At 68.6% G+C, this 25,093-nt stretch carries 21 protein-coding genes and 1 riboswitch; of the genes, 2 read left to right on the forward strand and 19 right to left on the reverse strand.

Translation table 11 applies throughout. The annotated features are described in order from the left end of the window. Nucleotide 1 precedes the first annotated feature (1 nt). The 7 genes from HDA45_RS07640 to ileS all read right to left on the reverse strand — a co-directional run bounded on the left by HDA45_RS07640 (nucleotide 2) and on the right by ileS (nucleotide 10,297). A complete protein-coding gene (locus tag HDA45_RS07640; protein ID WP_184893190.1) occupies nucleotides 2–598 on the reverse strand; it encodes a hypothetical protein in 597 nt (198 codons plus the stop codon). 19 nt (nucleotides 599–617) lie between these two features. Beyond that, the gene (locus HDA45_RS07645) at nucleotides 618–1,982 is read right to left on the reverse strand and encodes an aminotransferase class V-fold PLP-dependent enzyme (RefSeq protein ID WP_184893192.1); all 1,365 of its coding nucleotides are present in this window, start codon (nucleotides 1,980–1,982) and stop codon (nucleotides 618–620) included. A gap of 32 nt (nucleotides 1,983–2,014) precedes the next feature. Next, nucleotides 2,015–2,129: riboswitch (SAM riboswitch) on the reverse strand. Nucleotides 2,130–2,257: 128 nt separating this feature from the next. Further along, nucleotides 2,258–2,938: a peptidoglycan DD-metalloendopeptidase family protein gene (locus HDA45_RS07650; protein WP_184893194.1), complete on the reverse strand. Its 681-nt coding sequence runs from the start codon at nucleotides 2,936–2,938 to the stop codon at nucleotides 2,258–2,260. A gap of 131 nt (nucleotides 2,939–3,069) precedes the next feature. Further along, entirely contained in the window at nucleotides 3,070–4,548 is a 1,479-nt protein-coding gene (locus HDA45_RS07655; protein ID WP_184893196.1) for a potassium/proton antiporter, read from the reverse strand. Nucleotides 4,549–4,659: 111 nt separating this feature from the next. Beyond that, a complete protein-coding gene (locus HDA45_RS07660) occupies nucleotides 4,660–5,343 on the reverse strand; it encodes an ArsR/SmtB family transcription factor (protein ID WP_184893198.1) in 684 nt (227 codons plus the stop codon). A 43-nt stretch (nucleotides 5,344–5,386) separates the two neighbouring features. After that, the gene (locus tag HDA45_RS07665) at nucleotides 5,387–6,991 is read right to left on the reverse strand and encodes a penicillin-binding transpeptidase domain-containing protein (RefSeq protein WP_184893200.1); all 1,605 of its coding nucleotides are present in this window, start codon (nucleotides 6,989–6,991) and stop codon (nucleotides 5,387–5,389) included. Nucleotides 6,992–7,126: 135 nt separating this feature from the next. Then, the gene (ileS, locus tag HDA45_RS07670) at nucleotides 7,127–10,297 is read right to left on the reverse strand and encodes an isoleucine--tRNA ligase (RefSeq protein ID WP_184893202.1); all 3,171 of its coding nucleotides are present in this window, start codon (nucleotides 10,295–10,297) and stop codon (nucleotides 7,127–7,129) included. 332 nt (nucleotides 10,298–10,629) lie between these two features. Between ileS and HDA45_RS07675 the strand changes: the two genes are divergently transcribed. Next, complete coding sequence (locus HDA45_RS07675; RefSeq protein ID WP_184893204.1) at nucleotides 10,630–12,285, forward strand: hypothetical protein; 1,656 nt, start codon at nucleotides 10,630–10,632, stop codon at nucleotides 12,283–12,285. 223 nt (nucleotides 12,286–12,508) lie between these two features. On the opposite strand, the gene HDA45_RS07680 is transcribed toward HDA45_RS07675, so the two are convergent. Continuing rightward, complete coding sequence (locus HDA45_RS07680) at nucleotides 12,509–13,795, reverse strand: HNH endonuclease signature motif containing protein (RefSeq protein ID WP_221471041.1); 1,287 nt, start codon at nucleotides 13,793–13,795, stop codon at nucleotides 12,509–12,511. Nucleotides 13,796–14,045: 250 nt separating this feature from the next. Between HDA45_RS07680 and HDA45_RS07685 the strand changes: the two genes are divergently transcribed. Next, complete coding sequence (locus HDA45_RS07685) at nucleotides 14,046–15,863, forward strand: FUSC family protein (protein WP_184893206.1); 1,818 nt, start codon at nucleotides 14,046–14,048, stop codon at nucleotides 15,861–15,863. Here HDA45_RS07685 and HDA45_RS07690 read toward each other — a convergent pair. From HDA45_RS07690 to HDA45_RS07740, 11 genes are all read right to left on the reverse strand, one after another. Further along, on the reverse strand, nucleotides 15,860–16,450 hold the full coding sequence (locus tag HDA45_RS07690; RefSeq protein ID WP_184893208.1) for a hypothetical protein: 591 nt from the start codon (nucleotides 16,448–16,450) through the stop codon (nucleotides 15,860–15,862). The genes HDA45_RS07685 and HDA45_RS07690 overlap by 4 nt on opposite strands. 110 nt (nucleotides 16,451–16,560) lie before the next feature. Beyond that, nucleotides 16,561–17,424: a DivIVA-like cell division protein Wag31 gene (gene wag31 / locus HDA45_RS07695; protein WP_184893210.1), complete on the reverse strand. Its 864-nt coding sequence runs from the start codon at nucleotides 17,422–17,424 to the stop codon at nucleotides 16,561–16,563. Between the two features lie 54 nt (nucleotides 17,425–17,478). Then, nucleotides 17,479–17,754, reverse strand: a complete 276-nt coding sequence (locus HDA45_RS07700; RefSeq protein WP_005155180.1) for a YggT family protein — start codon at nucleotides 17,752–17,754, stop codon at nucleotides 17,479–17,481. Between the two features lie 114 nt (nucleotides 17,755–17,868). Beyond that, entirely contained in the window at nucleotides 17,869–18,483 is a 615-nt protein-coding gene (locus HDA45_RS07705) for a cell division protein SepF (RefSeq protein ID WP_184893212.1), read from the reverse strand. Between the two features lie 82 nt (nucleotides 18,484–18,565). Further along, nucleotides 18,566–19,297: a YggS family pyridoxal phosphate-dependent enzyme gene (locus tag HDA45_RS07710; RefSeq protein ID WP_184893214.1), complete on the reverse strand. Its 732-nt coding sequence runs from the start codon at nucleotides 19,295–19,297 to the stop codon at nucleotides 18,566–18,568. Then, a complete protein-coding gene (gene pgeF / locus HDA45_RS07715; RefSeq protein ID WP_184893216.1) occupies nucleotides 19,294–20,001 on the reverse strand; it encodes a peptidoglycan editing factor PgeF in 708 nt (235 codons plus the stop codon). The genes HDA45_RS07710 and pgeF overlap by 4 nt, the downstream gene beginning before the upstream one ends. A gap of 74 nt (nucleotides 20,002–20,075) precedes the next feature. Then, nucleotides 20,076–21,398: a cell division protein FtsZ gene (gene ftsZ / locus HDA45_RS07720; protein ID WP_184893218.1), complete on the reverse strand. Its 1,323-nt coding sequence runs from the start codon at nucleotides 21,396–21,398 to the stop codon at nucleotides 20,076–20,078. Nucleotides 21,399–21,649: 251 nt separating this feature from the next. Continuing rightward, nucleotides 21,650–22,420 carry an anti-sigma factor gene (locus HDA45_RS07725; protein WP_184893220.1) on the reverse strand — a complete coding sequence of 257 codons (771 nt, stop codon included), beginning with the start codon at nucleotides 22,418–22,420 and terminating at the stop codon, nucleotides 21,650–21,652. After that, nucleotides 22,417–23,028, reverse strand: a complete 612-nt coding sequence (sigK, locus tag HDA45_RS07730; protein ID WP_221471042.1) for an ECF RNA polymerase sigma factor SigK — start codon at nucleotides 23,026–23,028, stop codon at nucleotides 22,417–22,419. The genes HDA45_RS07725 and sigK overlap by 4 nt, the downstream gene beginning before the upstream one ends. Beyond that, nucleotides 23,021–23,761, reverse strand: a complete 741-nt coding sequence (locus tag HDA45_RS07735) for a DUF1365 domain-containing protein (RefSeq protein WP_184893222.1) — start codon at nucleotides 23,759–23,761, stop codon at nucleotides 23,021–23,023. Before HDA45_RS07735 ends, sigK begins: the two co-directional genes overlap by 8 nt. Further along, a complete protein-coding gene (locus HDA45_RS07740; protein ID WP_425491675.1) occupies nucleotides 23,755–25,089 on the reverse strand; it encodes an NAD(P)/FAD-dependent oxidoreductase in 1,335 nt (444 codons plus the stop codon). Before HDA45_RS07740 ends, HDA45_RS07735 begins: the two co-directional genes overlap by 7 nt. Between the last annotated feature and the right edge of the window lie 4 nt (nucleotides 25,090–25,093).

Raw genomic sequence — 25,093 nt, forward strand, 5'->3', positions numbered from 1 at the left:
CTCAGGTCTCCTCGGCGGCTGTCTTCGGCCTGCTCAGGAGCGCCGCGAACGCCCCGGCGAGCACGACCAGCGACGACAGCACCAGCGCGAGCCGTCCTTGGGCGAGCACGACCGCGCAGAGCACATACGCGGCGGCCACGACGAGCACCGGCACGCTGCGCTCCAGCCAGGCGAGCAGCACCAGGCCCAGCGTCAGCAGGATCGCGCTCCGCGCGTCGCCGTCGATGTCGAATTCCCAGTAGCCGACCAGATCCGCCAGCACGATGCCGATCAGCCCGCCGACGGCGATCGCGGCGACCTTCCACCACGCCATGCGCTTCGACCGAAAGGCATAGAAGAGCACCGTGCCGAGGTAGACCGCGAGCACGGCGAACAGCCAGTTGTCCATCCGGCTCATGCCGATGACCGAAACGGCGGACACTGCTTCGCGGCTCATCTCCACGCCGTAAAGCCCTTGGTACCGCCCTTGACCGGAGTAAGGCGTATAGGCGAACCACCCCTCGGGCGGGCTCGTACCGACGGACAAGGCCACCACCGCCAACTGGGCGAATCCCAGCAACGCTGGCGGAAACCAGTAACGCGGTCGCTCGTTCCCCATGCGAGGGGAGGGTAGTGGGTCAGGCGCAGAACGGGGGCAGCTCCCGCGGATCCCCTTCGGGCACCCAGCGGCCCTCCGGCTTTTCGTACTGCCAGCGGGCGCCGCGGGCGACGATCTGGCGCAGCGCCAGGACGAGCCGGTCCACGTGCTTGGCGGTGCTGCCGAGGCCGAGGCTGACCCGGACGGCCTGCTGACCGGTCGAACCAGCGGCGGAGATCAGCCGCTTGGTCGCGATATGCGCGCAGAACGCGCCGTCCCGCACGCCGATGCCGTACTCCGCGGACAGGACCGCGGCGAGCCAGCCCGGATCGAAGCCGTCGACGACGAAGCTCAGCGTGCCGACCCTGTCGACGGGCGCGTCGAACAGCCGCAGCTCGGCGAAACCGGGGACACCGGCGAGACCGCGACGCAGCCGCGCCAGCAGCTCGTCCTCGTGGGCGACGATCGCGTCCCAGTTCCCGGCCAGCGTCTCGCAGGCGACGCCGAGCGCGTAGACGCCGACGGTGTTGGGGGAACCGGCTTCGTGCCGCTCGGCGCCGGCGTTCCAGACCACACCGAGCTCTTCGGAGTCGCGCGTGACGAGCTTCGTCGCGCCGCCGCCGGCGAGGTACGGCTGGGCGGCGCGCAGCCAGTCGGCGCGACCGATCAGCGCGCCGGCTCCGAAGGGCGCGTACAGCTTGTGTCCCGAGATCGCGATGTAGTCGACGTCCAGTTTGCGCAAGGAGATCGCGCGGTGCGGCGCGAGCTGCGCGGCGTCGAGCGCGATCCGGGCGCCGTGCCGTCGCGCGACGGCGGCGATCTCCTTGACCGGCAACAGTTCCCCGGTCACGTTGGACGCGCCGGTGAGGACGACCAGCCTCGGGCCCTGAGGGCAGTCCGCGAGCGCTTCGTCCACAGCGGACACCGCGGCGAGGCGGGTGCGCGGCGTGGAAACCCGACGGACGTTCGGACCCTTCCACGGCAGCAGCGCGGCGTGGTGCTCGGTGTCGAACACGACGACCGACGTGTGCTTCGGCAGGCTGCGGGCGAGAAGGTTGAAGGAATCGGTGGTGTTGCGGGTGAACACGACGGTGTCGGTCGACCGCGCGTCGACGAAGTCCCGCAGGATTCCGCGCGTGCGCTCGTAGAGCTTGGTGGAGACCTGCGAGGCGAACCCGGCGCCGCGGTGGACGCTGGCGTACCAGGGAAGGAACTCGTCGACGGCGTCGCGCACCTTGTCCAGACACGGAGCGCTCGCCGCGTGGTCGAGGTTGGCGTAGCCGATGTCGCCGCCGGTGACCAGCGGGACCCGCAGATCGGCACACGCGACCGCCGGGATTTCCCGCGTGGCAACGGTTTCCACGACAGAGGCGGGGGTGCTGGTGCGTTCGAGAGCGAGAGTCATCGTCATCCTCCGGGCCTGGGGACCCGACGAGGATCCCGCGCTTGCCCGCCGCACCACGCGACGCGCCAGGTCCTCACCCGGGGCACCCCACCGCGGAAGGAGGGTTGCCGGTCAGCTAGCCGGGGCTTGACGCTGACACTCGTGACCTACGGACGAAGTTAGCGGATGCACCGGCGATCGAGCCACCCCTTGTCCGGATGTTGAGACGCCGGTCACGCGTTCCGTCGCCGAGGAGAACCGTTGCCCGGCGCCGCGCCGCGCCGGGCAACGGGAGGTCAGACGCGGAATCGGCCGGGGAGCGGGATGACGGAACGCGAGGAGACCTCGGTCGCGGACCCCGAGTACTGATCGGTGCCCGCGGCGAACCGCCAGCCGCCGAAGGTCTTGCCGTCGACGGCCTCGCCGTAGGCCTCGGCGACCTTGGTCGCGACCTCGTCGTACGACATGCCGTTCCAGTTGCCCGCGCCGACGCCGAAGTCGCGCGAGTCACCGCCCTTGGCGGCGGCCGTGGGCAAGGTCCACAGGGTGAAGTGCACGTGGGCGCCGGTGCTGCTGCCACCGCAGGGCAGCGCGTTGCCGGTCCGGCCGAGGGCGTCGCCGGGGACGACCCGCTGGCCGTCGGTGACCGAAATGCCCTCCATGTGGTAGTACCCGGTGCGCCAGCCGCCGTCGTGGTCGACGGTCACCCAGTCGCCGCCGTCGCAGTGCTGGATCCGGACAGTGCCCGCCAGCGGGGCACGAACGGTCTTGTCCCCCGGGCTGAAGTCGATGGCGTTCTTCACACCGGAGGTCCCGTTGTCCGAGTGGATCCCCGCCGAGTAGACCGACTGGCCCGTGTCGAACGGCAATCCGAACGCCGGGAACGCGCCCGCGGCCGCGGCCGGCGCGGAGAAAACCACCCCGACGAGAACAGCGGCGGCCCCCAGACCGGCGAACCGTGCAGGAAGTTTCGTCACCGTGTGTACTCCTCACCCCGTGACACTCACCCATTCGATGGAGTCGATTGCGGGGAAAGTAATCCAAAAGGAGTACAAATGGGAAGAATTTTCTGAGATCAACCGACGAACAGCTGGTGCGGGTTCGTGACCTACTGGCCGGATTCGCCCTTCCACCTGGCGAGGCGTCCGGCCCGGTCGACGGCCCGGAGGCGTCGTTCGGCCGCGTCACGGGCGTCGGACGTGGTCACGACGAGTAACTGATCGCGTTCCTGGAGCCGGGTGTCCTTGTTGGGCGTGAAGCCGGTGCCGTCGCGGACGAGCAGGCTGATCGTCGCCCCGATCGGCAACCGCAGCTCCGCCAGGTAGACGCCGTGCATCTTCGATCCGGGGTTGATCCGGACCTGCAGGAGCTCGGCGCCCAGCTCGTCGAGTGGCGCGGAGTCGACGTCGATCTCGTGCGGTTCGGCGTGCTGGGCCAGCCCGAGCGCCCTCGCGAGCGGGGTCAGCGTCGCGCCCTGGAGCAGAGTCAGCACGATGACCAGCACGAACACCGCGTCGACCAGTTCCTGGGCGCCGGGCACACCGGACGAAAGCGGGATCAGCGCGAGCACGATCGGGACAGCCCCGCGCAATCCCGCCCAGGACAGGAACACCTGTTCTCGCCAGGGGATCTTGAACGGCAGCGCCGAGAGCAGCACGGAAACCGGGCGGGCGAGCAGCAGGACGACAGCGCCCGCGACCAGGCCCTGGACCAGGCTTTCGAAGATCCTGCTCGGCGAGGCGAACAGGCCGAGCAGCACGAACAGCCCGATCTGCGCGAGCCAGCCGAGCCCTTCGGCGAAGGACAGCGTGTCCGAGCGGTGCGGGAGCTTCGAGTTCCCCAGCACCAGGGCCGCGACGTAGGTGGCGAGCAGGCCCGACGCGTGGGCGAGCTGACCGCTCGAGTACGCCACGACGCACACGGCCACCGTGGCCAGCGGATACAGACCGGTCGCCGGCAGCGCGGCGCGTCTCAGCGCCTGCGCGCCGAACCAGCCGAAGGCCAGGCCGATCACCAGCCCGGCGGCGAGTTCGTAGACCACCAGCAGCGGCAGCGACCAGTCGATGGTCGTGCCCTCGGCGAGGACGACGACGGCGATGTAGGCCGGGGCGTCGTTGATCCCCGACTCGATCTCCAGCGCGCCGACGAGGCGTTTCCCGATCCCCGCCGATCTCAGCACCGAGAAGACCGCGGCGGCGTCGGTCGACGCCAGCACCGCGCCCCACAGCAACGCCATCCGCCAGTCCAGGCCCAGCAGCCAGTGCAGGGCGGCGCCGGTGATCGCGATGCTCACCGCCACGGCCACTGTGGACAGTGCGATTCCGATGCCCAGCGAGGGTTTCACGGCCGTCCACCGGGTGGTGAGGCCACCTTCGGACAGGATCATCACCAGCGCGGCGAGGCCGAGTGACTGGGTGAGCTCGGGATTGTCGTACTGGATGCCGAATCCGGCTTCGCCGAGCAGGACCCCCATGCCCAGGTAGAGCAGCAGCGAGGGAAGGCCGACCCGGATCGACACCCGGACGGCGATCACGGCGACGAGGAGGACCGCGCCACCGGTACCGAGAACGAGCGGGAGCTGCTCCATGTCGCCTCCCGTCCGGTCGCCGTGAGGGCTACAGAATAGTGAGGCGGTGGTCGTCACTCGTTCGTGTACCGGTCGAAAACCGTCCGGATAGCCTGTGTTACAGACTGTCCTTTACGGACTGCGCAGGGCCACCAGGTCGACACCGAGTTCCGCGAACGGCTTCTCCGCCGCGGGCAGGACTTTCACCGCGCGGTTGCCCTCACGGGACAACCAGCCGGCACTCACTCCGTGAGACAGTAACGCCGCGGGGACACGGCCTGCCAAATGATCACGGCGGACTGTCCAATCGAGACAGTCGCGCAACATCGGACGGCGGCTGTCGGCGATCTCCACCCCGAGGGTGCCGAGTACCTCGCGTCCGCGACCGGTCAAGGTCAAGCCGTCGGCTTCGTCGATCAGCCCGACGGAGAGCATCCCGTCCCGCAACGCGACGCCGACCGTTCCGGCGAGGTGGTCGTAGCAGGTGCGAGCGAACTCGAGCCGTTTCACCCGCACCGACGAGCGCAACCCCTTCACCGGACGGTGTTCGGCGTGCTGCGCCAGATGCTCGATCAGCTCCGCCACCCGGGGATCGGCGATCCGGACGTAACTGTGCCGTCCTTGTTTGACCCGCACGACGAACCCGGCCTCGGTCAGCTTCGACACGTGCTCACTCGCCGTCGACGCGGCGACTTCGGCCGCTCCGGCCAGCTCGGTCACCGTCCAGGCGCGTCCGTCGAGCAGCGCGAGGCACATCGACGCGCGGCTCGGATCGGCGAGCACGGCCGCGACCTCGGCCAAGGCGATCGTTTCCATCCGCTCACCGTAGAAGACGCACGGTTCGGCGCGGGCCGAAACGTCAGCCCGCCAGGAACTTCGCCGCCAGCTGAACCGCGGGTTTGGAGTCGTTGGAGCCCTCGAGCATGACGGCGAAGGCGACGTCGCCCCGGTAGCCGACGAACCAGCCGTTGGCGTCGGCACCCGAGCCGAACTGCGCCGTCCCTGTCTTGCCGAAGACGGCGCCGCTGCTCTTCAACGCCTTCGCGGTCCCTGTCGTGCACACCTCGCGCATCATCGCCCGGACCTGGTTCAGCACCCCGGCCGGCGGGGCCTGGTAGCCGGTGTTGACCGTGGTCTCCAGCCCCTGCCACAGCTTCGGCACCACCGGCTTCCCGGTGGCGACCGTGGCCGCCATGAGCGCCGCGCCCAGCGGGCTGACCTGCACCTTTCCCTGCCCGATCCCGGCCTCGACCTTCTCGTCGCCGCTGCTCGACGGCTCCACCTTCCCGGTCTCGGTCGCCAGGCCCGGGATCTCGAAGTCGGCGTTGAGACCGAGCTGGCTCGCGGCCTTCGCGAGGCCGTCTGCGGGCAGTTGCCCGGCGAGGCGCCCGAAGGTCGTATTGCACGACGCGGCGAAAGCCGCCTTCAGCGAGACCGTCCCCAGGTCGAACCCGTTTTCGTTCTTGAGCGTGCGGGTGCCGATCTGCTCACTGCCCGGGCAGGCCACCGGCGAATCGGCGGAGACCCCGCCCTGCTGCAACGCCGCGGTCGCGGTGGCGATCTTGAAGGCCGAACCCGGCGAGTAGAGACCGTTGAGCGCCTTCGGCTGGTTCCCGGCGGCGCCGTTCTGCGCGACCGCCAGCAGCTCGCCCGAGGTCTTCATCGCGACGATGATCGCCGGCCCCCCGAAGCCGTCGACGGCCTTCTGCGCGGCGCTCTGGGAAGCCACGCTCAAGGTCGAGACCAGCGGTTTGTCGGTCTCGGCGGCCTGCCCGAAAAGCGTCTCGACCGGCTTGCCGGAGACGTCGACCCGCGAAACGGTGATGGTGGCCGGGGTTCCGGTGCCGCCGTTCTGCTCGGACGCGACCTTCGACAGCGCGCCTTGCAGGATAGGCGCGACCCCCGCCGCGTCACCGCCGACGAGGGCTTTGCCGTCCCGGTCGGCCACGACCGGCTTGGCCGACAAGGGCGCCGCGGAAAGCCGCTGACCGCCTTCGAGCTTCGGGTGGATCACCGACATCGCCCAGCGGACGACCCATTTCCCGGCGTTGCGGACCAGGTCCAGCTTGCCTTCGTACTTCCAGACGCCGGCGCCGGGGAAGGTCCACGCGGCATGGAAGGTGGCCGAAGTCGTGGTCGCGTCGCCCGGCGTCGTCGGGACCTCGCCGAGAGACGTCCTGACCGACGCCCCGTGAAGCGCGGCGCGCGTCCCCGACACGGCGGCCGTGGCCGCCGCCGGGTCGTCGACCGGGGCGGTGGTCAGCTCACCGGTGTCGAACTGCCTCAGGAACCGGGCGGCGACCTGCGCCGGGCTCTCCTGGGCACTCGCGGTGGACTCGCCGGGGCCGCCGTCGGCGGCGGGCGCCTGATCCTCCTTGACCAGCAACACCACCGCGGCCACCACGACGGCGACGACCGTCAGCGCGGCGCCGATCAGGATCCCTCTTTTCCGGGCAGGACTCATGGACTCGCTCTCCCCCAGTACGGCACGCGCCCACGCGCGCGACCCCGGGCCAGCCTGCCGATTGCTCACGTGCAAGGCGGCCCGGGGGCGAGAAAGCGACGGTTCCGAATCCGTTTCGTGATCCCGGGACCTCGGTCAGGCCTTGGCGACCGCCACGGTCACCTTGGTGCCCTCGCCGACCGTCCCGGCCGAGCCGTCGGCGACATCGCCGTAGCCCACCGAAGTCGACAAGGTCTCCGAAGCGATGAACTCCTCGTGCGTCTTCGCGGCCGTGACCACGTCCTCCGGCGCGTCGACCGTCAGCGCGATCCGGTCGGCGACGTCGAGACCGGCGTCACGGCGTGCCTGCTGGACGACCCGGACCAGGTCGCGGGCCAGGCCCTCGGCCGCCAGTTCGTCGGTGACCTCGGTGTCGATCAGCACCAGTCCCGCCCCGCCGGGCAGTTCCGCGGCCGCGCCGCCACCCTTGGCGACCAGGCGACGGTCGTACTCGCCTTCGACGAGCTCGATCCCGGCGGCCACGACGGCGCCGCTCTCCGACGTCGTCCACTCACCGGCCTTGACGGCCTTGATCACCGTCTGGACGTCCTTGCCCAGCCGCGGTCCGGCGGCACGGGCGTTGACCGCGACCTCGAACCCGCCGTGCGCGGCGACGTCCTCGGTCAGCTCGACCGATTTGACGTTGACCTCATCGCGCAGGATGTCGGTGAACTCGCGCAGCGAGTCGGCCTCGTGCGCGGCGACGACAAGCTTGGCCAGCGGCAACCGCACCCGCAGTTTGTTGGCCTTCCGCAGCGAAAGCGCCGAAGACGCCACCTGGCGCACGCGGTCCATCGCCGTCACCAGCGCCGCGTCGGCGGGCAGGTCGAGCGCGTTCGGCCAGTCGGCCAGGTGCACCGAACGGCCGCCGGTCAGCCCACGCCAGACGACCTCGGTAGTCAGCGGCAGCAGCGGCGCCACCACCCGGGACGTCACCTCGAGCACGGTGTGCAGGGTGTCGATCGCGTCCTGCTCGCCCGCCCAGAACCGGTCGCGCGACCGGCGCACGTACCAGTTCGTCAGCACCTCGAGGAAATCGCGGACGGTCGAGCAGGCACCGGCGACGTCGTAGGTGTCGAGCGCGTGCTCGACGTCGGTCACCAGTTCGTGTGTCTTCGCCAGCACGTACCGGTCGAGGAGGTGCTTCGAATCCGTGCGCCACTGGCCCTCGACACCCTCGGCGTTCGCGTAGAGCGCGAGGAAGTAGTACGAGTTCCACAGCGGCAGCACGGCCTGGCGGACGGCGTCACGGATGCCCTTGTCGGTGACGACCAGGTTCCCGCCGCGCAGGATCGGGCTCGCCATCAGGTACCAGCGCATCGCGTCGGAACCGTCGCGGTCGAAGACCTCGTTGACGTCCGGGTAGTTGCGCAGCGACTTGGACATCTTCTGGCCGTCCGAGCCGAGCACGATCCCGTGCGAGATACAGGTCCGGAACGCGGGCCGGTCGAACAACGCCGTCGCCAGCACGTGCAGCAGGTAGAACCAGCCACGGGTCTGCCCGATGTACTCGACGATGAAGTCGCCCGGGTAGTGGTGCTCGAACCACTCGGTGTTCTCGAACGGGTAGTGCACCTGGGCGTACGGCATCGAGCCCGAGTCGAACCAGACGTCGAACACGTCCTCGATCCGGCGCATGGTGGACTTCCCGGTCGGGTCGTCCGGGTTGGGCCGGGTCAGCTCGTCGATGAACGGCCGGTGCAGGTTGTCCAGCCGCACGCCGAAGTCGCGCTCGAGCTCTTCGAGCGAGCCGTAGACGTCCGTGCGCGGGTACGCCGGGTCGTCCGACTGCCACACCGGGATGGGCGTGCCCCAGTACCGGTTGCGGGAGACCGACCAGTCGCGGGCGTTCTCCAGCCACTTGCCGAACTGGCCGTCCTTGACGTTCTCCGGGTACCAGGTGATCTGCTGGTTCAGCTCGATCATCCGGTCTTTGAACTCGGTCACCGCGACGAACCACGACGAGACGGCGCGGTAGATCAGCGGGTTCCGGCAGCGCCAGCAGTGCGGGTACGGGTGTTCGTAGGTCTCGTGGCGCAGCAGTACCGCGCCCTGACGGCCGGCGGAACCGGTGCCGTTCTTGAGATCCTTGATGATGTTCGGGTTGGCGTCGAACACCTGCTGGCCCGCGTAGTCCCCGACGGTCGCGTCGAACTTGCCCTGCGCGTCGACAGGCGTGACCGGCACGATCCCGACGGCGTCGGTGACGGCCTTGTCCTCTTCACCGTAGGCGGGCGCGATGTGGACGATACCGGTGCCGTCCTCGGTGGTGACGTAGTCCGCGGACAGCACGCGGTGCGCGTTCTCGTGTCCGGCGAAGTACGGGAACGGTGGGGCGTAACGGGTTCCGAGCAGCTCGGTACCGGTGTAGTGCCCGACGACCGTCGGCTCCTCGCCGAGCTCGCGGGCGTACGAGGCGACACGCGCTTCGGCGAGCAGGAACCGCTTGCCCTCCTGCGCCTCGGATTCCACCACGACGTAACGGACGTCGGGGTGCACCGCTGTCGCGAGGTTGGACGGCAGCGTCCACGGGGTCGTCGTCCAGATCAGCAGGTACGTGCCGTCGAGCTCGTTGTCGTTGCCCTCCAAGCGGAAACCGACCGTGACGGCCGGGTCCTGGCGGCTGGCGTAGACGTCGTCGTCCATGCGGAGCTCGTGATTGGACAGCGGCGTCTCGTCACGCCAGCAGTAAGGCAGAACGCGGTAGCCCTCGTAGACCAGGCCCTTGTCCCACAGCTGCTTGAACGCCCAGATCACCGATTCCATGTAGGTGACGTCGAGCGTCTTGTAGTCGTTGTCGAAGTCGACCCAGCGGGCCTGGCGGGTGACGTAGTCCTGCCATTCGCCGGTGTAGCGCAGCACGGACTCGCGGCACGCGTCGTTGAAGACGTTGATGCCCATGGCGTCGATCTCGGCCTTCTCGGTGATCCCGAGCTGGCGCATAGCCTCGAGTTCGGCGGGCAGGCCGTGGGTGTCCCAGCCGAAGCGGCGCTCGACGCGCTTGCCCTTCATGGTCTGGTAACGCGGCACCAGGTCCTTCACGTACCCGGTGAGCAGGTGACCGTAGTGCGGGAGACCGTTGGCGAACGGCGGGCCGTCGTAGAAGACGTACTCGTTCGAGCCGTTGACGCCGGGGTCGCGGGCGTCGATCGAGGCCTGGAAGGTCCGATCGGATTCCCAGTACGCGAGGACGCGCCTTTCCGACTCGGGGAACGAAGGCTGGGACGGGACGCCGGTCTCGCCGTCCACTTGTGCCTTGGGATACATCTTCGGTGCTCCTCGCGGTTCGTCTCTCTCGTACGGGCTTTCACCCACACGGGGACGAGACGGCCGTTTCCGGCGCGTTCCGCGGTACCACCCCGCTTGCCCGGCCGGCGGTGTTCCGGCTGGGCCGCTCATTCGACGGCTGTGACGGGCCGTACCCGTCCGGTTCTACTGGGGGCGCGGGCCCTGTTCTTCCGGAGGCTCCCCGGTGATGGCCGGATCGGTGCCTGGTGGTTCAAGGGTAGCGCGCGAGGGCAACCGGGTTGTCCGGGGTGGGGGAAACACGGAGGCGCCGGGCGGGCGCCGCGATTAGGCTGCCGCCCGGCGGGAGGGTGATGGACACCGAAGAACAGCTATGGCGACAGATCCGCGTCACGGACCGGATGTGGGAGGGCGCGGGGCAGATCGCCGCGCTCGAAAAGGTGACACGTCGCGTGGACGCGCTGGGGCTCGCCGCGCACGGGTACGAGGCGCGTGTCCGGCTCGCCACCGCCTACCTCCTCGGCGGCGAGCCCGCGAAGGTGTTCGAGCCGCTCTCCTGGTGCCTGGCCGCCGACGACCCCGATCCCGAACTCGACCTCCGGTCCGTGTTCGACCACCTGGCCTCGGCGTTCACCGAGGATCCTCGTGTTCCGCTGGCGGACACCCTCACCGCGCTCGACGAGGGCGAACGCCTCTTCGGTCCGATGCCCGACAATCGCCTGATCGTCGCCTCGCATCTCGGCGCCATCGCGGACGTCGGGTACGAGGCCCCTCCGGAAAGCTCGCGGTGCGCTCACTGCGACCTCGGCTTGAGAATCGACCACCTGCTCCGGATCGGCCGCCTCGAAGACGCCGCCGAGCTCTTCTCCGACGAGGACTACTGCTCCCGTCAGCCTCATTCGATGCGTGCCGCGCTGATGCTCCCGTTCGTCCGCCTAGGACGGCTCGACGACGCGTTGGAAGCGTTCCGGTTGTCCTATTCGGCTTTTTGGGCCGAGCCGTCGGAGCTGGGCATGCTCGCACGGCACGTCGAATTCTGTGCGCGTACGGGGAATCACCCCGCGGCGCGGAAACTGGTGGACCGGCACGGCGGATGGCGATCGGTCCCCTTCGCGGAAATGGACTTCCACGCCGCGGCGTCTTTGGTGGCGGGGGCCGCTTCGGATCACGCCTCCCGCGCGCTGGAAATCGCCGCGCGGTTCGATGCCCGCAACGGGAACTCCGCGCAGAGCGACCGGATCCGGGCGCTGCTCACCGTGGAACCGGTGCTGGATTCGAGGGAACTGGGTTCCGCCTTGCTGCCAGGCACCAAGCAAATCGGCTCGAAGATCGTGATCTATCCGACGACCGTCGAGGAACTGGCTTGCCGGGCTGAACGCAACCAGGACGATCCAGAGTTCGCGGCCGCGATGTGGGACCGGTTCGACGAACTCCTGCCGAACCCCGAAGGCGTACTCCTGGCCCGCCGTCTCGCCGCTCGCGACGACCAACCTGCCGAGGGCGCTTTGCCGCCCGGAGCGCACGCGTTCCGCCGCGCCGCACTGACCGTGGAACAGGCCCCTTTGCGAGCCTTGAAGTTCAGCCGCGAGGCCGTCGACCTGTTCCAGGCGGAGTTCGATCACGTGAACGCCGCCCGCGCCCGGCTGATGGCGGTGTGGATCTTGGCGTTCACCGGGGATCCGGAGGCCGCTCGCGATCTGAGCGGCGAGTGCGACGCGGTCGGCGGAAACCCTGAAGTGCAGGCCGAGATGTTGTACACCCACGGGAAGCTCTCACAGGCACTCGGCGACCTCGACGAGGCCGCGTTCCGGCTGCCCATGGCCGCCGAAAGTTTCGAGTCCGCCGGGAACACCGCCGCACTCGGCTGGACCCGCGCCGATCTCGCGGAGCTTTTCTTGACGATGGAACGTTTCGAGGACGCCGCCGACGCGGCCGAGGAGGCCGTCCGGCTGACCCCCTCGGTGCGGGCGCGAGAGTTGAGGGAACGGGCTTACTTTCTGCGGGCCTAGGCGGTGCCGGAGTAAGTCTGGTCGATGGGCGTTGGGACGGGATCTACAGGACATCTCGGCCGAAGCGCACCTTCGGATCGGGGCTCAGCCTCTGGCCCTGGTCGCGGGTGAATCCGTCCTTGCCTTCACTGATCCCGGCGCGGTTGACCGCGCCCCGTCGAACACGACGCACCGGGCGGCTTGCCGGCCCGCAGACGTGTAGGTCGTTATACATCGGTTCGGCCTATGTCCTGAGGTGCATGGTGTTGCGCCTGGGTTGGCCGGTGGGGTCGAGGTAGGCCGGGGCCGTGAATTCGGGCAGGCCATCCTGAGCGATCCGGACTTTCCACTCACTGTGGTGAATCAGGCGGTGATGCTTGGTGCACAGCAGCACGAGGTTGTCGATTCTCGTTTCGCCGTGGTGTTCCCAGAAAACGATGTGGTGTGCCGTACAGCGCGGCACCGGCATATCACAGCCCGGGAACGCGCAGCCTCCGTCGCGGATGGTGAGCGCGTACTTCTGCGCCAACGACACGGTCCGTTTCGAACGGCCGATATCCAAGGGCTCGCCCGCGGTACCGAGCACCCCAGGCCGCACGCGAGCATCACAGGCGAGGATGCGAGCGTCGGTCGCGCTGATCGGACCGACCAGATCCAGGTGTGCTTCACCAAGATCGCTGATGAGGTCCTCGTAGGACATCGTCACCAGAATGTGGGTGGCTTCCCCGGCCTGTCCGGGAAGGTTCCGACTCGTGGTCTTCAACCGCACATAGTCGGTGAACGCATCCCCGTAGCGTTCGTCCTGGGTGCGGGAGTCCCGGACCCCGTCGACGGCCTTGTGCGGCTTGGCCATCGGATCCAAATCGGACTTCAAGCGTGCGTAGGTCTCCAGATCGAGAGTGCCTTTGAGACCGAGGGTGCCGTTGCGGTGTTTGACAAACCGCAACTCCGGGCGCGTGTCTTTCGGGTTCTCGTCCCGGGGCTCTTTCCCATCGGGATCCAGCTCATCCAGCAACCGCCGCCCGGCTTGGGCGATCTGGCGGGGCCCGGCGTGGCGGGCGAGATCCACCAGGATCTTCTCCCCACCCCGCACGTCTTCCTCCGGGACGAAGGACGGGATCCGCGCCAAGGCCCCGATGATCGCGTCGATCTGCGAACCACCGATCGCCCCTTCCGCAGCAGCGTCGGCGGTCAGCGGCGCCAGAGGCGGGGCAGGATCCCCGCCGATAGACGGGCCGGGATACAAGGCCAGGACCCGGTCGGCGCGAGCATCGGCTTCCTTCGCGGTGACATGAAAATCCTCGAAAATCAACGCCGCCAACGTCGAATGACCCGAACACCCCCGAACCCCACGGATATTGATTTCCGCCAGGATCGCGTTCTGCTCCGCATCCAACTGACACTTGAGGACTTCCAGTTCCTGTTTACGGGCATGCAGCGTCGCCGTGTCGACACGCCACCACTCAGCGGGTGTCGTCTGAGGTGCATCGTTGCTGGCCACAACCTCAACGATACTCTCATTCGAACGCATGTTCTATAGCATATTTAGGTGACACGCCTGGACGGATAAAAGTGGCGAAGGGGGCGGATAGCTCTAGGAAACAGTGGTCGAAGTCGTGAGAGGTAAAAACAAAGGCACTCACCTCACCTAACGCGGCGAAGCACGTCTTCGCCCCCGGCGACAAGTATGGACTCGCTCAAAACCAAGCCCACCCCCATCCCCGAGTTGCCGTCCCGCCCATCGCCTCTAGGTTGACGGGTATGTCGATCAGCGAGGCCCGATGAAAGGGCCCGGACTCCTCGTCGTCGTACTGGTGGTCCTCGGCGGCGTCAGCGGGCTCGGCTTCCTGGTGGGACTGGGCAACGCGGCCATCTTGGCGGCCCTCACGGCGCTCTTCTGCCTCATCGCGGCGGTCGGCGGGCCGCTGTGGGCGGATCTGCGGCTGCAGGCGTGGTTCGCGCCCGCGTTGATCCTGGCGGTCGGGGTGCCCCGGCTGCTGGGGGCGGTGTCGCAGTGGGCCGCGATCGGCCTGCTGGTGGTGGTCGTGGTCGTCGCCGGGCTGTTGCCCGCGCTCGGGGCGCGGTTCGTCACGGTCGGGTTGGGGCTCGGGATGGCCTCGTTGTTCGGATACGGCTTCCAGTTGACGGGGACGGCGTCGGCGGGGCAGATTCTCGGCGCTCCCGCGTTGGCGGTGGGAGTCGTGCTCCTGCTGCGGGTGTTGATGGGCGCGAAGGATCCGGCCAAGCCGACCCGGGAGGCGCTGGCCGACGCGCTCGCGACGAGCACTTCCGAGACGCAGGAGCGCGCGGCGAGGCTCTGGCTCGCGGACCGTCCTCGTCGCTGGACGGCCGGAGTGCTCGGTGGAACGTTCCGGTACCGGGCGGCGACGGGCATGCTCGAGATCCGCCGGAAACGGTTGGACAACCCCGAAATCGGCGAAACTCTCGACGCCGCCAGGGAGGAAGCCGCCAGGCTCGCCGAAGCGGTCCGCGCGGCGCAGGCACCGGAAGACGTCGAGCCGGTGCGGCGCAAAGAACCCGCCGAGCTGCCCGGCGCCACGGCAAGGCTCGTCACCGCTTTGTGGGACTCCCTCGAAACCATCCGGACAGCGGCGACCGAACGCGACGAGTCGCGTGTGGACGTTCCGAAAGGACTCCGGAAGGAACTACGCAGGATCGAGTTGAGCGGCGCGTTTTCCTGGCAGTCACCACAGTTCCGGCACGCGCTCCGCTGCGGGCTCGGGGTGGCGCTGGCGCTCGTCGTCGCGAGTTTCCGGCCCGGCGACCCGCTCACCGTGTCGTTCCTGCTCGGCACTTTCGCCATCATGCAACCGGAATGGCGCGACAGCCTCAGCAAGGCCTGGCAGCGCATCGGCGGTTCACTCGGCGGCGCAGTCGTGCTCACCCTCGCCCTTTGGCTTCTGCCGCAAGGGTTTCTGCTGCCGATCGGGCTCGTCGCGCTGCTCGGCGGCTTCTCGGTCATGCGGACACGGCCGGCGGTGTTCAACGGCTGCATGGTCCTGATGTCGGTCGGCATGAACGCGACGACCAGACATCTCGACCCGCGTTACGTGCTCGTCGAGTACCTGCTGCTGATGGTCCTCGCCGGGGCCATCGCCCTGCTCTTCGGGTTCGCCGCGATCCCCGGCGTGCCGAAACCCGGTCCGGCGGAACGCTTCGCTACCGCTGTCGACGCCACTCGAGCCCTGCTCGGCTCGGTCGGGCGGAAGCTGCGCGGCGAGGACGTCGACCCGCGGACGCTCGGCCGCGAGTTCCGCGCCGCCGCCATCGCGCATCACGGCCTGCTCGCGGCGGAGCCGGGCACCAAGGAACCCGCGCTCGGACAACGGGACGCGCTGGAGAACGCCGCCGAAGCCTTGCGCGGCCTGTCTGTCACGGCGTCGTCGCTTTTGCTGCGACCCGGATCAGCCGGAGCGGCGGACGCCGTCGAAGAGGCGGCACAAAAGCTCGGGACCTCAGAGGCGGCCGAGATCCCGGTGCCGCGAGATGCCGACGAGGAACAACGCCTGGTGCTCGACACGATCGCGGCCGACGTGGTCGCGGTCGGCGAAGCGGCTCAGGCGCTCGAAGACGGCTAGCTGTCCGCTTTGGTCTTGTCGCGATGCTGACCGGCGATCTCGGCGTCGGGCGTGCACAACCCGCACGGGGTGAACCCGAGCTGACGCGCCTCGCCGATACCGAGCGGGATCGTGTCCCGGGTTTCGAGCCACGCGCATGTGGTCACGTGGTAGCGCGGGTACTCGTCGACGACGACGACCTCGGTCTCGAGTTCGGAGACGACCGCCACATCAGCGGGATCGCTCTTCTCCTCGCCGGGGTCTCCGTTGCGCTGGGGCTCCGGAGTTTCGTCCTCGTCGCTCAGCTCGCCGGCGGCGGGCATCAAGACGGTCTGCTCGGCGTCCTCCGGCTTTTCCTCTTCGTCCGCCTCGCTCTTTTCGACCGGAGCCGAATCATCGGCGTCTTCCGAGTCTTCTGTGTCTTCGGCGGGCGCGGCGGTCTCGGCGGCTCGCTTCTTCCGGCGGCGTAGCCAGTCGAAGACGAGCAGCAACCCGGCGACGACGGAGAGGCCGATGGAGATCCAGGCCCACAGGGAGTTCGCGGTGATGAGCGCCGCGACGAGCAGCCCCAGAGCCGCCAGTACCAGTACTAGGACGATGTAGAGCACGGTGAATTACAACACGAGGGGCAAGCGAAACGGCCCCGACCCTCCGGAGAGTGCCGAGGCCGTTCCACTGTGTCGAACAAGCAGCGTAGAAACAAATCAGCGTGGAACTATCAGCCCGCTTCGGCCCGAGGGCCGAACGAGTAGCCCTGTCCGCCGCCCGAGGACGACGCCGGCTGCCCCGAGTTGGACGAGGACGCCGACGCGGGAGCGGCCGAACCACGGTCGTCGAGCTCACGCAGCTGGGACTCGAGGAACCCACGCAGCCTCGTGCGGTACTCCCGCTCGATCGTGCGCAGCTCTTCGATCTTCTTGCCCAGCGAGCCCTTCTCCGCGTTCATGTTGTTCATGGTTTCGGTGTACTTGCGCTGAGCCTCGCGCTCCATGGTCGTGGCCTTGTCGCGCGCCTGGCGCTCCAAGGTCTCGGCACGGGTCCGGGCGTCGTTCAGCATGGTCTCGGCACGCGTGCGCGCCTCGTTCACCATCGAGTCCGACTTCGATCGCGCGTCCGAAAGCAGCTGCTCGGACTTGGTCCGGGCTTCGGCGAGCATGCCGTCCGACTCGGTCTTGGCCTCGGCGGTGAGCCGGTCGGCCATTTCCTGCGCCAGTCCGAGCACCTTCGCGGCCTGGACGTTGGGCTCCCCGTTGTCCGGCACCATCGAATGGGCCTGGGTCTGCTCCATCGCCGACTGCGGCGGCGGCACCGGCGCCAGGCGACGCGACGGCTCGTCGCGCACCTGCGGCGGCGGGCCGACTGCTCCCGCCTTGGCGTTCTCGAGCTCACCACGGGTGGTCTCGAGCTCGTTGTCGAGCTGTTCGACCTGCTGCCGCAGCTCGTTGTTGTCCTCGATCAACCGGGCAAGCTCGGTCTCCACCAGGTCGAGGAACGCGTCCACCTCGTCCTCGTTGTAGCCCCTTTTGCCTATGGGCGGCTTGCTGAACGCGACGTTATGCACGTCAGCGGGGGTCAACGACATCAGATCACCTCACGCACTCCATGGCCTGCAGGTCCACCCGGGCTTCCCCGAAAATCACCCTGGCGTTGCCAGCTGCATCGCGAAGAACACAACCAACAGCAGCACCATAATCGATAAGTCCAGTCCGACGCCGCCGATTCGTACGGTCGGGATGATTCGTCTGAACAGACGAACCGGTGGGTCGGTCACTGTGTAGATGGTCTCGAGCGTTACCGCAACCCCTCCGGCAGGACGCCACTCGCGAGCGAAAGCACGCACGAGTTCGACGACGATCCGTGCCGTCAGCAGGAGCCAGAAAGCGAACAGCACGTACCAGACGACCAGCAACACAGCATTCACGTAACCACTCTGCCATGCCTCGCGTCAAAAGACGCAGTTGACGGCCTCGAGATGCCGATGAGTCGACAAAATCACATCCGGCTGCGCTCAGCGGTCACCGGGTGATCAGCCGCGCAGGAATAATCCGCCTTCGGCAATCCGCCGACGGTCCTCCGCGGTGACGTCCACATCGGGCGGTGAGAGAAGGAACACCTTGTTGGTGACCTTGTCCATCGACCCGCGCAAGGCGAAAGCGAGCCCCGCGGCGAAGTCGACAAGACGCTTCGCGTCCGCGTTCTCCATCTCGGTGAGGTTCATGATCACCGGGATGCCTTCGCGATAGTGCTCGCCGATCGCCCGCGCCTCCGCGTAGCTCGTCGGGTGCAGCGTCGTGATCCGGCTCAGCGGGTCGCGGACGGCCGGACGGACCGGCTCCGTCACCGGACGCAGCCGGGCGACCGGTTCGGGCTGGCGATCCATCGCCAGCGCCCCGTGAACCGCCGGCTCCGAACTGGGCACGGAGCGTGACCGAGTTCGGGCGACAGGCTCGTCATAAGTGTCTTCGACGTCCCGGTAGCGTCCACCCCGCGACCGGGCAGGCGGCTCATCGTCGTAGTCGTACTCGTCGTCGGCATATTCCTTGGAGGCGTACCCTCGCCGGTAGTCATCCTCGACGTCATAGCCGTCTTCGTCCGCGGGCACCATCCCGAAGTAGGCCTTCAGCTTCTGCAGCGCGCTCATGCCTCTCCCTAGCCTTAGCCGCGTCCCGCACCGTGCTCCCCCGCCCTCGCCACCACTCCCCGTAACGACGAGACGGTATTCCTTAAGGCGAGGCTAAACCGCGTCCACCGAGCAACGCGGTTCCGACACGCACACAGGTCGAGCCGTGCGCGATCGCCTGCTCGAGATCATTGCTCATTCCGGCGGAGATCTCACGGGCATTTGAGTGATCTGCCCGAAGACGCTCCGACGCACGAGCGAGCTTCTCGAACGCCTGTACCGGGTCAATACCCAGCGGAGCCACCGCCATAAGCCCACGGAGGCGAATATCACCCACATGGGCTATCCGCTCCGCCAACTGGCCCAGTTCGCTCACCCGAGTGCCCCCGCGCTTCGGATCGTCATCGAGACTTACTTGAATGAGGACGTCCAACGGGTGATCGCGTTGCCCGGAATCGAGGGCCGACCTGGTGGCTTTCGCGAGCGCGTCGGCGAGGCGCTCGGAGTCGACCGACTGGACCTCATCGGCCCAGCGCACGACCGATTTGGCCTTGTTCCGCTGAAGACTGCCGACCATATGCCAGCGGATGCCGGAGTCCGGACGCAACTCGGCGACCGCTTCGGCCTTCTCGCCCGCCTCCTGATCGCGATTCTCGGCGAGGTCGAGCGCGCCGAGGTCGGCGAGCAACGCGGCGTCGAGTGCGGGGAAGGTCTTGGTGACCGCGAGCAACCGGACCTCGTCGCGTTCCCGGCCGGCGGCTTTGCACGCGGCACCGATCCGGTCTTCCACTTCGGCAAGCGAAGCGGCGAGTTCCTCCTTGCGGGTGTCACTCACGACGCGTCCAGCCAGGTGATCCCCGCGATCCGGCCGGTGGTGCCGTCGCGGCGGAAGCTGAAGAGGGTCTTGTCTTCGTTGGTACAGCGCGGATCGACGCCGATCTTGCCGACGCCGAGGTCGGCGAGTTGCCGCCAGAGCCCGGCGCGGAGGTCGAGTCCCGTCGTGCCCTTCCGGGTTTTGCAGGCGCTGCCGGGCACGTGTTTTTCGACGTCGGCGGCCATTTCGGCGGGAACTTCGTAGCAGTCGCCGCAGATCGCGGGCCCGAGCAACGCTTCGGTGCGTGCCGGGTCTGCGCCGAGCGAGCGCATCGCCTCGACAGCGGCGGGCACGACACCGACTCGGGCGCCGACGCGGCCCGCGTGCACGGCGGCGACGACACCGGCTTCGACGTCGGCCAGCATCACGGGGACGCAATCGGCGACGAGCACTACGAGCGCGAGACCGGTCTCAGCGGTGACGAGGGCGTCGGTCGCTTCGGCGGCGGCGGTCTCGGAACCGTCGACGACGGTGGCGGTGCGGCCGTGGACCTGCTCCATCCACGCCAGCCTGTCCTCGGCGAGGCCGAGTTCGCCGGCAAGGCGTTTGCGGTTGGCGTAGACGTCGCCCGCGTCGTCACCGACGTGATCACCGAGGTTGAAGGTGTCGTAAGGCGGCCGGGAAGCCCCGCCCGCCCTTGTCGTGACAACCCGCCGTACCCGCACGCGTTTCCTCCTAGACCTGAGTGAAGGCCCCCTCGACTGTAGTCAAGGAGGCCTTCACGGAACGTACTGGCGAACTACCGCCGCATGAAGGGCGGCACGTCGACTTCGTCGTCCGACGGGTCGTCGTGCACCGGGGTGGCGCGGCCGGGCAGGCTGCCGTGGGTCGAGTTCGACCCGATCGGCGAGTAGCCCCGTGAACCGCCGCCGGGCTGCGGGAGCCCGCCGGTCAGCGAGCCGTTGCCCTCACCGCGGGAGGACGGCATCGGCGTATGCGTGCGCGGCGGCGCGACCGGGTAGCCGTTCGAACCGGTCGACGGCACCGGCGTGGCACCCGAGGGCGGGCTCTGCACCGGTGTCGCCCCGCCGCCGTTGACCTGGCCGGCCTGGGCGGACGCCGTCGAGTTCGAGCGGGAGCCGAACGTCGACGGGTCGAGCTTCTTGTGCGTCGGCGTGCCGGCGTCGAAACCGGCCGCGATCACGGTGACCCGGACCTCGTCGCCGAGCGAGTCGTCGATGATCGTCCCGAAGATGATGTTCGCGTCGGGGTGCGCGGACTCCTGCACCAGCGACGCGGCCTCGTTGATCTCGAACAGGCCGAGGTCCGACCCGCCCGCGATCGACAGCAGCGCGCCGTGCGCCCCGTCCATCGACGCTTCGAGCAGCGGCGAGTTGATCGCCTTCTCCGCCGCCTGGATCGCCCGGCCCTCGCCGCGCGCCGAGCCGATGCCCATCAGCGCGGAACCCGCGCCGGACATGACGCTCTTGACGTCGGCGAAGTCCAGGTTGATCAGACCCGGCGTGGTGATCAGATCGGTGATGCCCTGGACACCCGAAAGCAGGACCTCGTCCGCCGAGCGGAAGGCGTCCATCAGCGAGACGCCGATGTCGCCCAGCTGCAGCAGCCGGTCGTTCGGGATCACGATGAGGGTGTCGCATTCGTTCCGCAGCTGCTGGATGCCGTCTTCGGCCTGCTTGCTGCGGCGCTTGCCCTCGAAGGTGAACGGGCGGGTGACGACGCCGATGGTCAGCGCGCCGAGTTTGCGGGCGATCTGGGCGACGACGGGCGCGCCACCGGTGCCGGTGCCACCACCCTCACCCGCGGTCACGAACACCATGTCGGCGCCCTTGATGACCTCTTCGATCTCTTCGCGGTGGTCTTCGGCGGCCTTCTGCCCCACCTCGGGGGCGGCGCCGGCACCGAGGCCGCGGGTCAGTTCCCGGCCGATGTCGAGCTTGACGTCGGCGTCGGACATGAGCAGTGCCTGAGCGTCGGTGTTCACCGCGATGAACTCGACGCCCTTGAGGCCGACCTCGATCATGCGGTTGACGGCGTTCACTCCGCCGCCGCCGATACCGACGACCTTGATCACCGCAAGGTAGTTGTGCGGGGGCGTCATCGGGGCCGCCTTCCTGATCGTGTGTGCCCGTGCTGCCCGCCGGTCGCTGAACCTGGATCGAACCCTCGAGCTGAACCTCAGATTGAGAGTTATGTCAACTGCCGACGTTGAAGCAGGACGGTATGCACCAGGCAGGCTCGAATCCAGTAGCCACGCCGTGTGTCGCAAAGGTGTTTTGCCACAACATCTTCCCGGGCGCAAGAGTCGGCCCCGGGGAAAGCGCCGGGCGGCGGCCTGGTAAGAGCCGGAGATCAGGTGGGCATGGACATGTTCATGACGATGTCGTCCGACGGCGAACCGGTCACCGAACCGCCGTCCTGCTCGACGCTCAGCGCGAACCCGTTCGCTCCGCTCAACCCCTGCGCGACCAGCAGCGCACCGTCCTGACCACCGCGAATGAGCCCGGCGGGCTTGGGTGCGGTGCCCGGGAACATCAGCCACGCCTGGTACGTCCGGCCCGGATCGTTCTTCGGCAGCTGAGCCGCCATGAAGACGAGCCTGTCCTTGGCGCGCGACATCATCACGGTCCCGCCGCCCCCGGCGGAGGTCTCGGCGTGCCCCGTCCGGAGATCGGCGGCCGAAAGGACGTCGGCGACCGGGGCGTACCGGTCCGCGTACTGCGCCGCTCGTTCGTTCGCGGCTGTCAGCTGCGTGTGGTTGTCGTAGGCGATACCGCCGAACACGGCGGTGCCCGCCAGCCCGACGATCGCCGCCGCGGCCGCGCCGATCGCCCAGCGCGGGGCGCGACGGCGGTCCTTGACGCGCTCCCCGGTTTCGAAACGCGTCTTCGGCGGCTGCTGCCTGGTCGCCATCGCCTCCGCGAGCACGCGGCGCTTGAGCTCGGGCGGCGGGTCTTCGGCCAGCGCGGCGCCGAGCCGGGTCGCGGTCATCTGCAGTTCGAGGACCTCTTGAGCGCACGAAGCGCACTCGCCGAGGTGCCGCTGGAACTGGGCACGCTCCATTTCGGACAACGCGTCGACGGCGTAAGCCCCGGTGAGCGTGTGCATTTCGGGCATGGTCATGCCGTCACCCCCAAACAGTCCCGGAGCCTGATCAGGCCGTCCCGGAGACGGGTCTTGATGGTTCCGTGCGGGGTCTGCAGCACCTCTGCGACCTCGCGATAGGTGTAGCCCTGGTAATAGGCGAGCAACACCGATTCCCGTTGCAGTTCGGTCAGGCTGGTCAGGCAGCGGCGCACCTGCGAGCGTTCCCAGCGGGCCGCGACGGCCTCGGCCACTTCGTCGAAGGGCCGGGCCCGGGCGGCCTCGAAGGTCGCCTTGACCTCGCGGTCGGAGCTGGCCCGTGCCGAACGGACGCGGTCGACGGCGCGGCGGTGCGCGAGCGTCATGGCCCAGTTCAGCGCGCTCCCCCGCTCCGGGGAGTAGCGCGTGGCCGTGCGCCACAGCTCCACCATGACCTCCTGAGTGACCTCTTCGGACTGTGCGACGTCGCGGAGGATCCGCCGCACCAGGCCGAGGATCGGACCGGCGAGCCGGTCGTACAGCGCGTCGAAGGCCCTCTCGTCCCCCTTCGCGACCCGGACGAGCAGCTCCTCGGACGTCGGCCCAGCCGGTTCGCCGTCCGTCGCGGGAACGGGCGCCATCCGGCGCGGACGTGCCGATTCATCCATCAAGCCTGCCTCCGGCGGTCTGCGGCGTCCGTGGGGTCAGCGGCGCCCTCTTCAACCACAGTTTGACCCCGTGCCGCCGGATCAGCGCGGAGACCCGGTGCGGCATGAGCGGACGGGTGATCAGCATGTGCACGAGCCATTTGACGGTGGCGGGCCGCCGCACCCCGCGCAGCGACGCCGTCAGCGGTGTCCGCCCGCCCTGCCGGAGGGCGATCTTGACCGAGAGCAGCGACTCCGGCCGCGGCACCTCCATCCGGTACTCACCGTCCATCGACTGGAACGGCGAGACGTAGAACTCCTTGTCCGCGTGGGCGTTCCCGTCGGCGTCGGGACGCAGGAGGTACGCGTGCCTGCCCCGGTAGGTGTTGTGGACCTCGGCGACGACGCATTCGAGTTCGCCGTCGGGCCGGTGGCACCAGTAGAGGGTGATCGGGTTGAAGTTGTGCCCGAGCATCCGCGCGCCCGCGAGCATCAGCACCCGCCCGCCCTCCAGGTCGACGCCGCGCGCCGCGAGCCACCGGTCCAATTTGGACCGGATGCTGGAGGTGTCCTCGGGCGCGAAGTGGTCTCGCGGGTCGAAGCGGGCGAAGGGGCGCAGCCACCGGGGCAGCTTCGGCGGCGCGTCGAGATCGATGAGCCACAGATAGACGCGGTGGGCGAACGAGATCGGCGGATCGTTGCGCCGGACATGCGCCACCGTGGAGTCGTAGAGCACGGCCATGACGGTCACCATCGCACCCCGAAGTTCTCGGCCGCGCGGACACCGGACGCGCAGCCGTCCTCGTGGAATCCCCACCCATGATAGGCGCCCGCGAAGGCGACCGTGTCGTCGTTGAGTTCGGGCAGGCGGCGCTGGGCGGCCACCGATTCCGGGGTGTAGACGGGGTGTTCGTAGGTCATCTTGGCCAGCACCGCACCGTCGGCGGGGGCGGTGCCGGGGTTGAGCGTGACGACGTAGCCGGTCGGCTCGTCGAGCCGCATGAGGCGGTTCATGTCGTAGGACACCTGGACCGCTCCGGCGTTCGCTCCACAGGCGGGCGTGGCGTAGTTCCAGCCCGCGCGCGCCGATTCCGCCGTCGGGAGCACGCCCGTGTCGGTGTGCAGCCAGGCCTCGTTGCTGGAGTACCGGAACGAGCCGAGGACGTCGCGCTCGGCCTCTGTCGGCGACGCAAGCAGCTTCAGCGCCTGATCCGCGTGAGTGGCCAGGACGACCTTGTCGAGCCGGTGCCGGGTGTCGGCGTCGTCGCGGACCTCGATCCCCCGCACGGTGCGCTTGACGGAGCGGACCGGCGTCGACAGGTGGACGGCCGTCAGCTGCTTGGCGGCGAGGTCGACGTACTCGCGGGAGCCGCCGACGACGGTCCGCCAGCTCGGGGATCCGCCGACCGACAGCATCCCGTGGTTGCGCAGGAACTCGAACAGATAGCGCGCGGGGTACTTGAGTGTGTCGTCCCGGTCGGCCGACCAGACGGTGGAGACGACCGGGAGCATGAAGTGGTCGACGAAGTACTTCGTGTAGCCGCCGATCGCGAGGAACGCGCCGAGGGTGACGTCACCGGCCTCGGGCGATTCGAGGACGCGGTTCGCGTGCAGATGGAAGCGCTTGACGTCGGCGAGCATCCGCAGGTAGCGCCCGCGGGCGACGTTGCGGGGCTGCGCGAACAGGCCCTTCAAGCCCTTGGCACCGGCGTACTGGAGGCCGCAGCCGTCACAGCGGATGCTCATCGACATCTCGGTGTCGCGGGTGGCGACGCCGAGTTCGGCGAAGAGCCGGAGCAGGTTCGGGTACGTGCGCTCGTTGTGCACGATGAACCCGGAGTCGACACCGACGGTGCCGCCGTGCGCGCTCGGGACGTCGTGGGTGTGCGCGTGCCCGCCCAGCCTGTCGTCGGCTTCGAACAGCAGCACTTCGTAGCGGCGTTGCAGCAGGTAGGCGGCCGTGAGGCCGGCGACGCCGCTGCCGATGACTCCGATGCGTAGACCCTTGGTGTGCACGAAAGGGATTCGGAACAGGGGCCGAGGCGGATTGGACCGGGTGAACCGGGGCATCGTCCGACCCATCCTT

Source organism: Amycolatopsis umgeniensis (assembly GCF_014205155.1).
GTDB lineage: Bacteria > Actinomycetota > Actinomycetes > Mycobacteriales > Pseudonocardiaceae > Amycolatopsis > Amycolatopsis umgeniensis.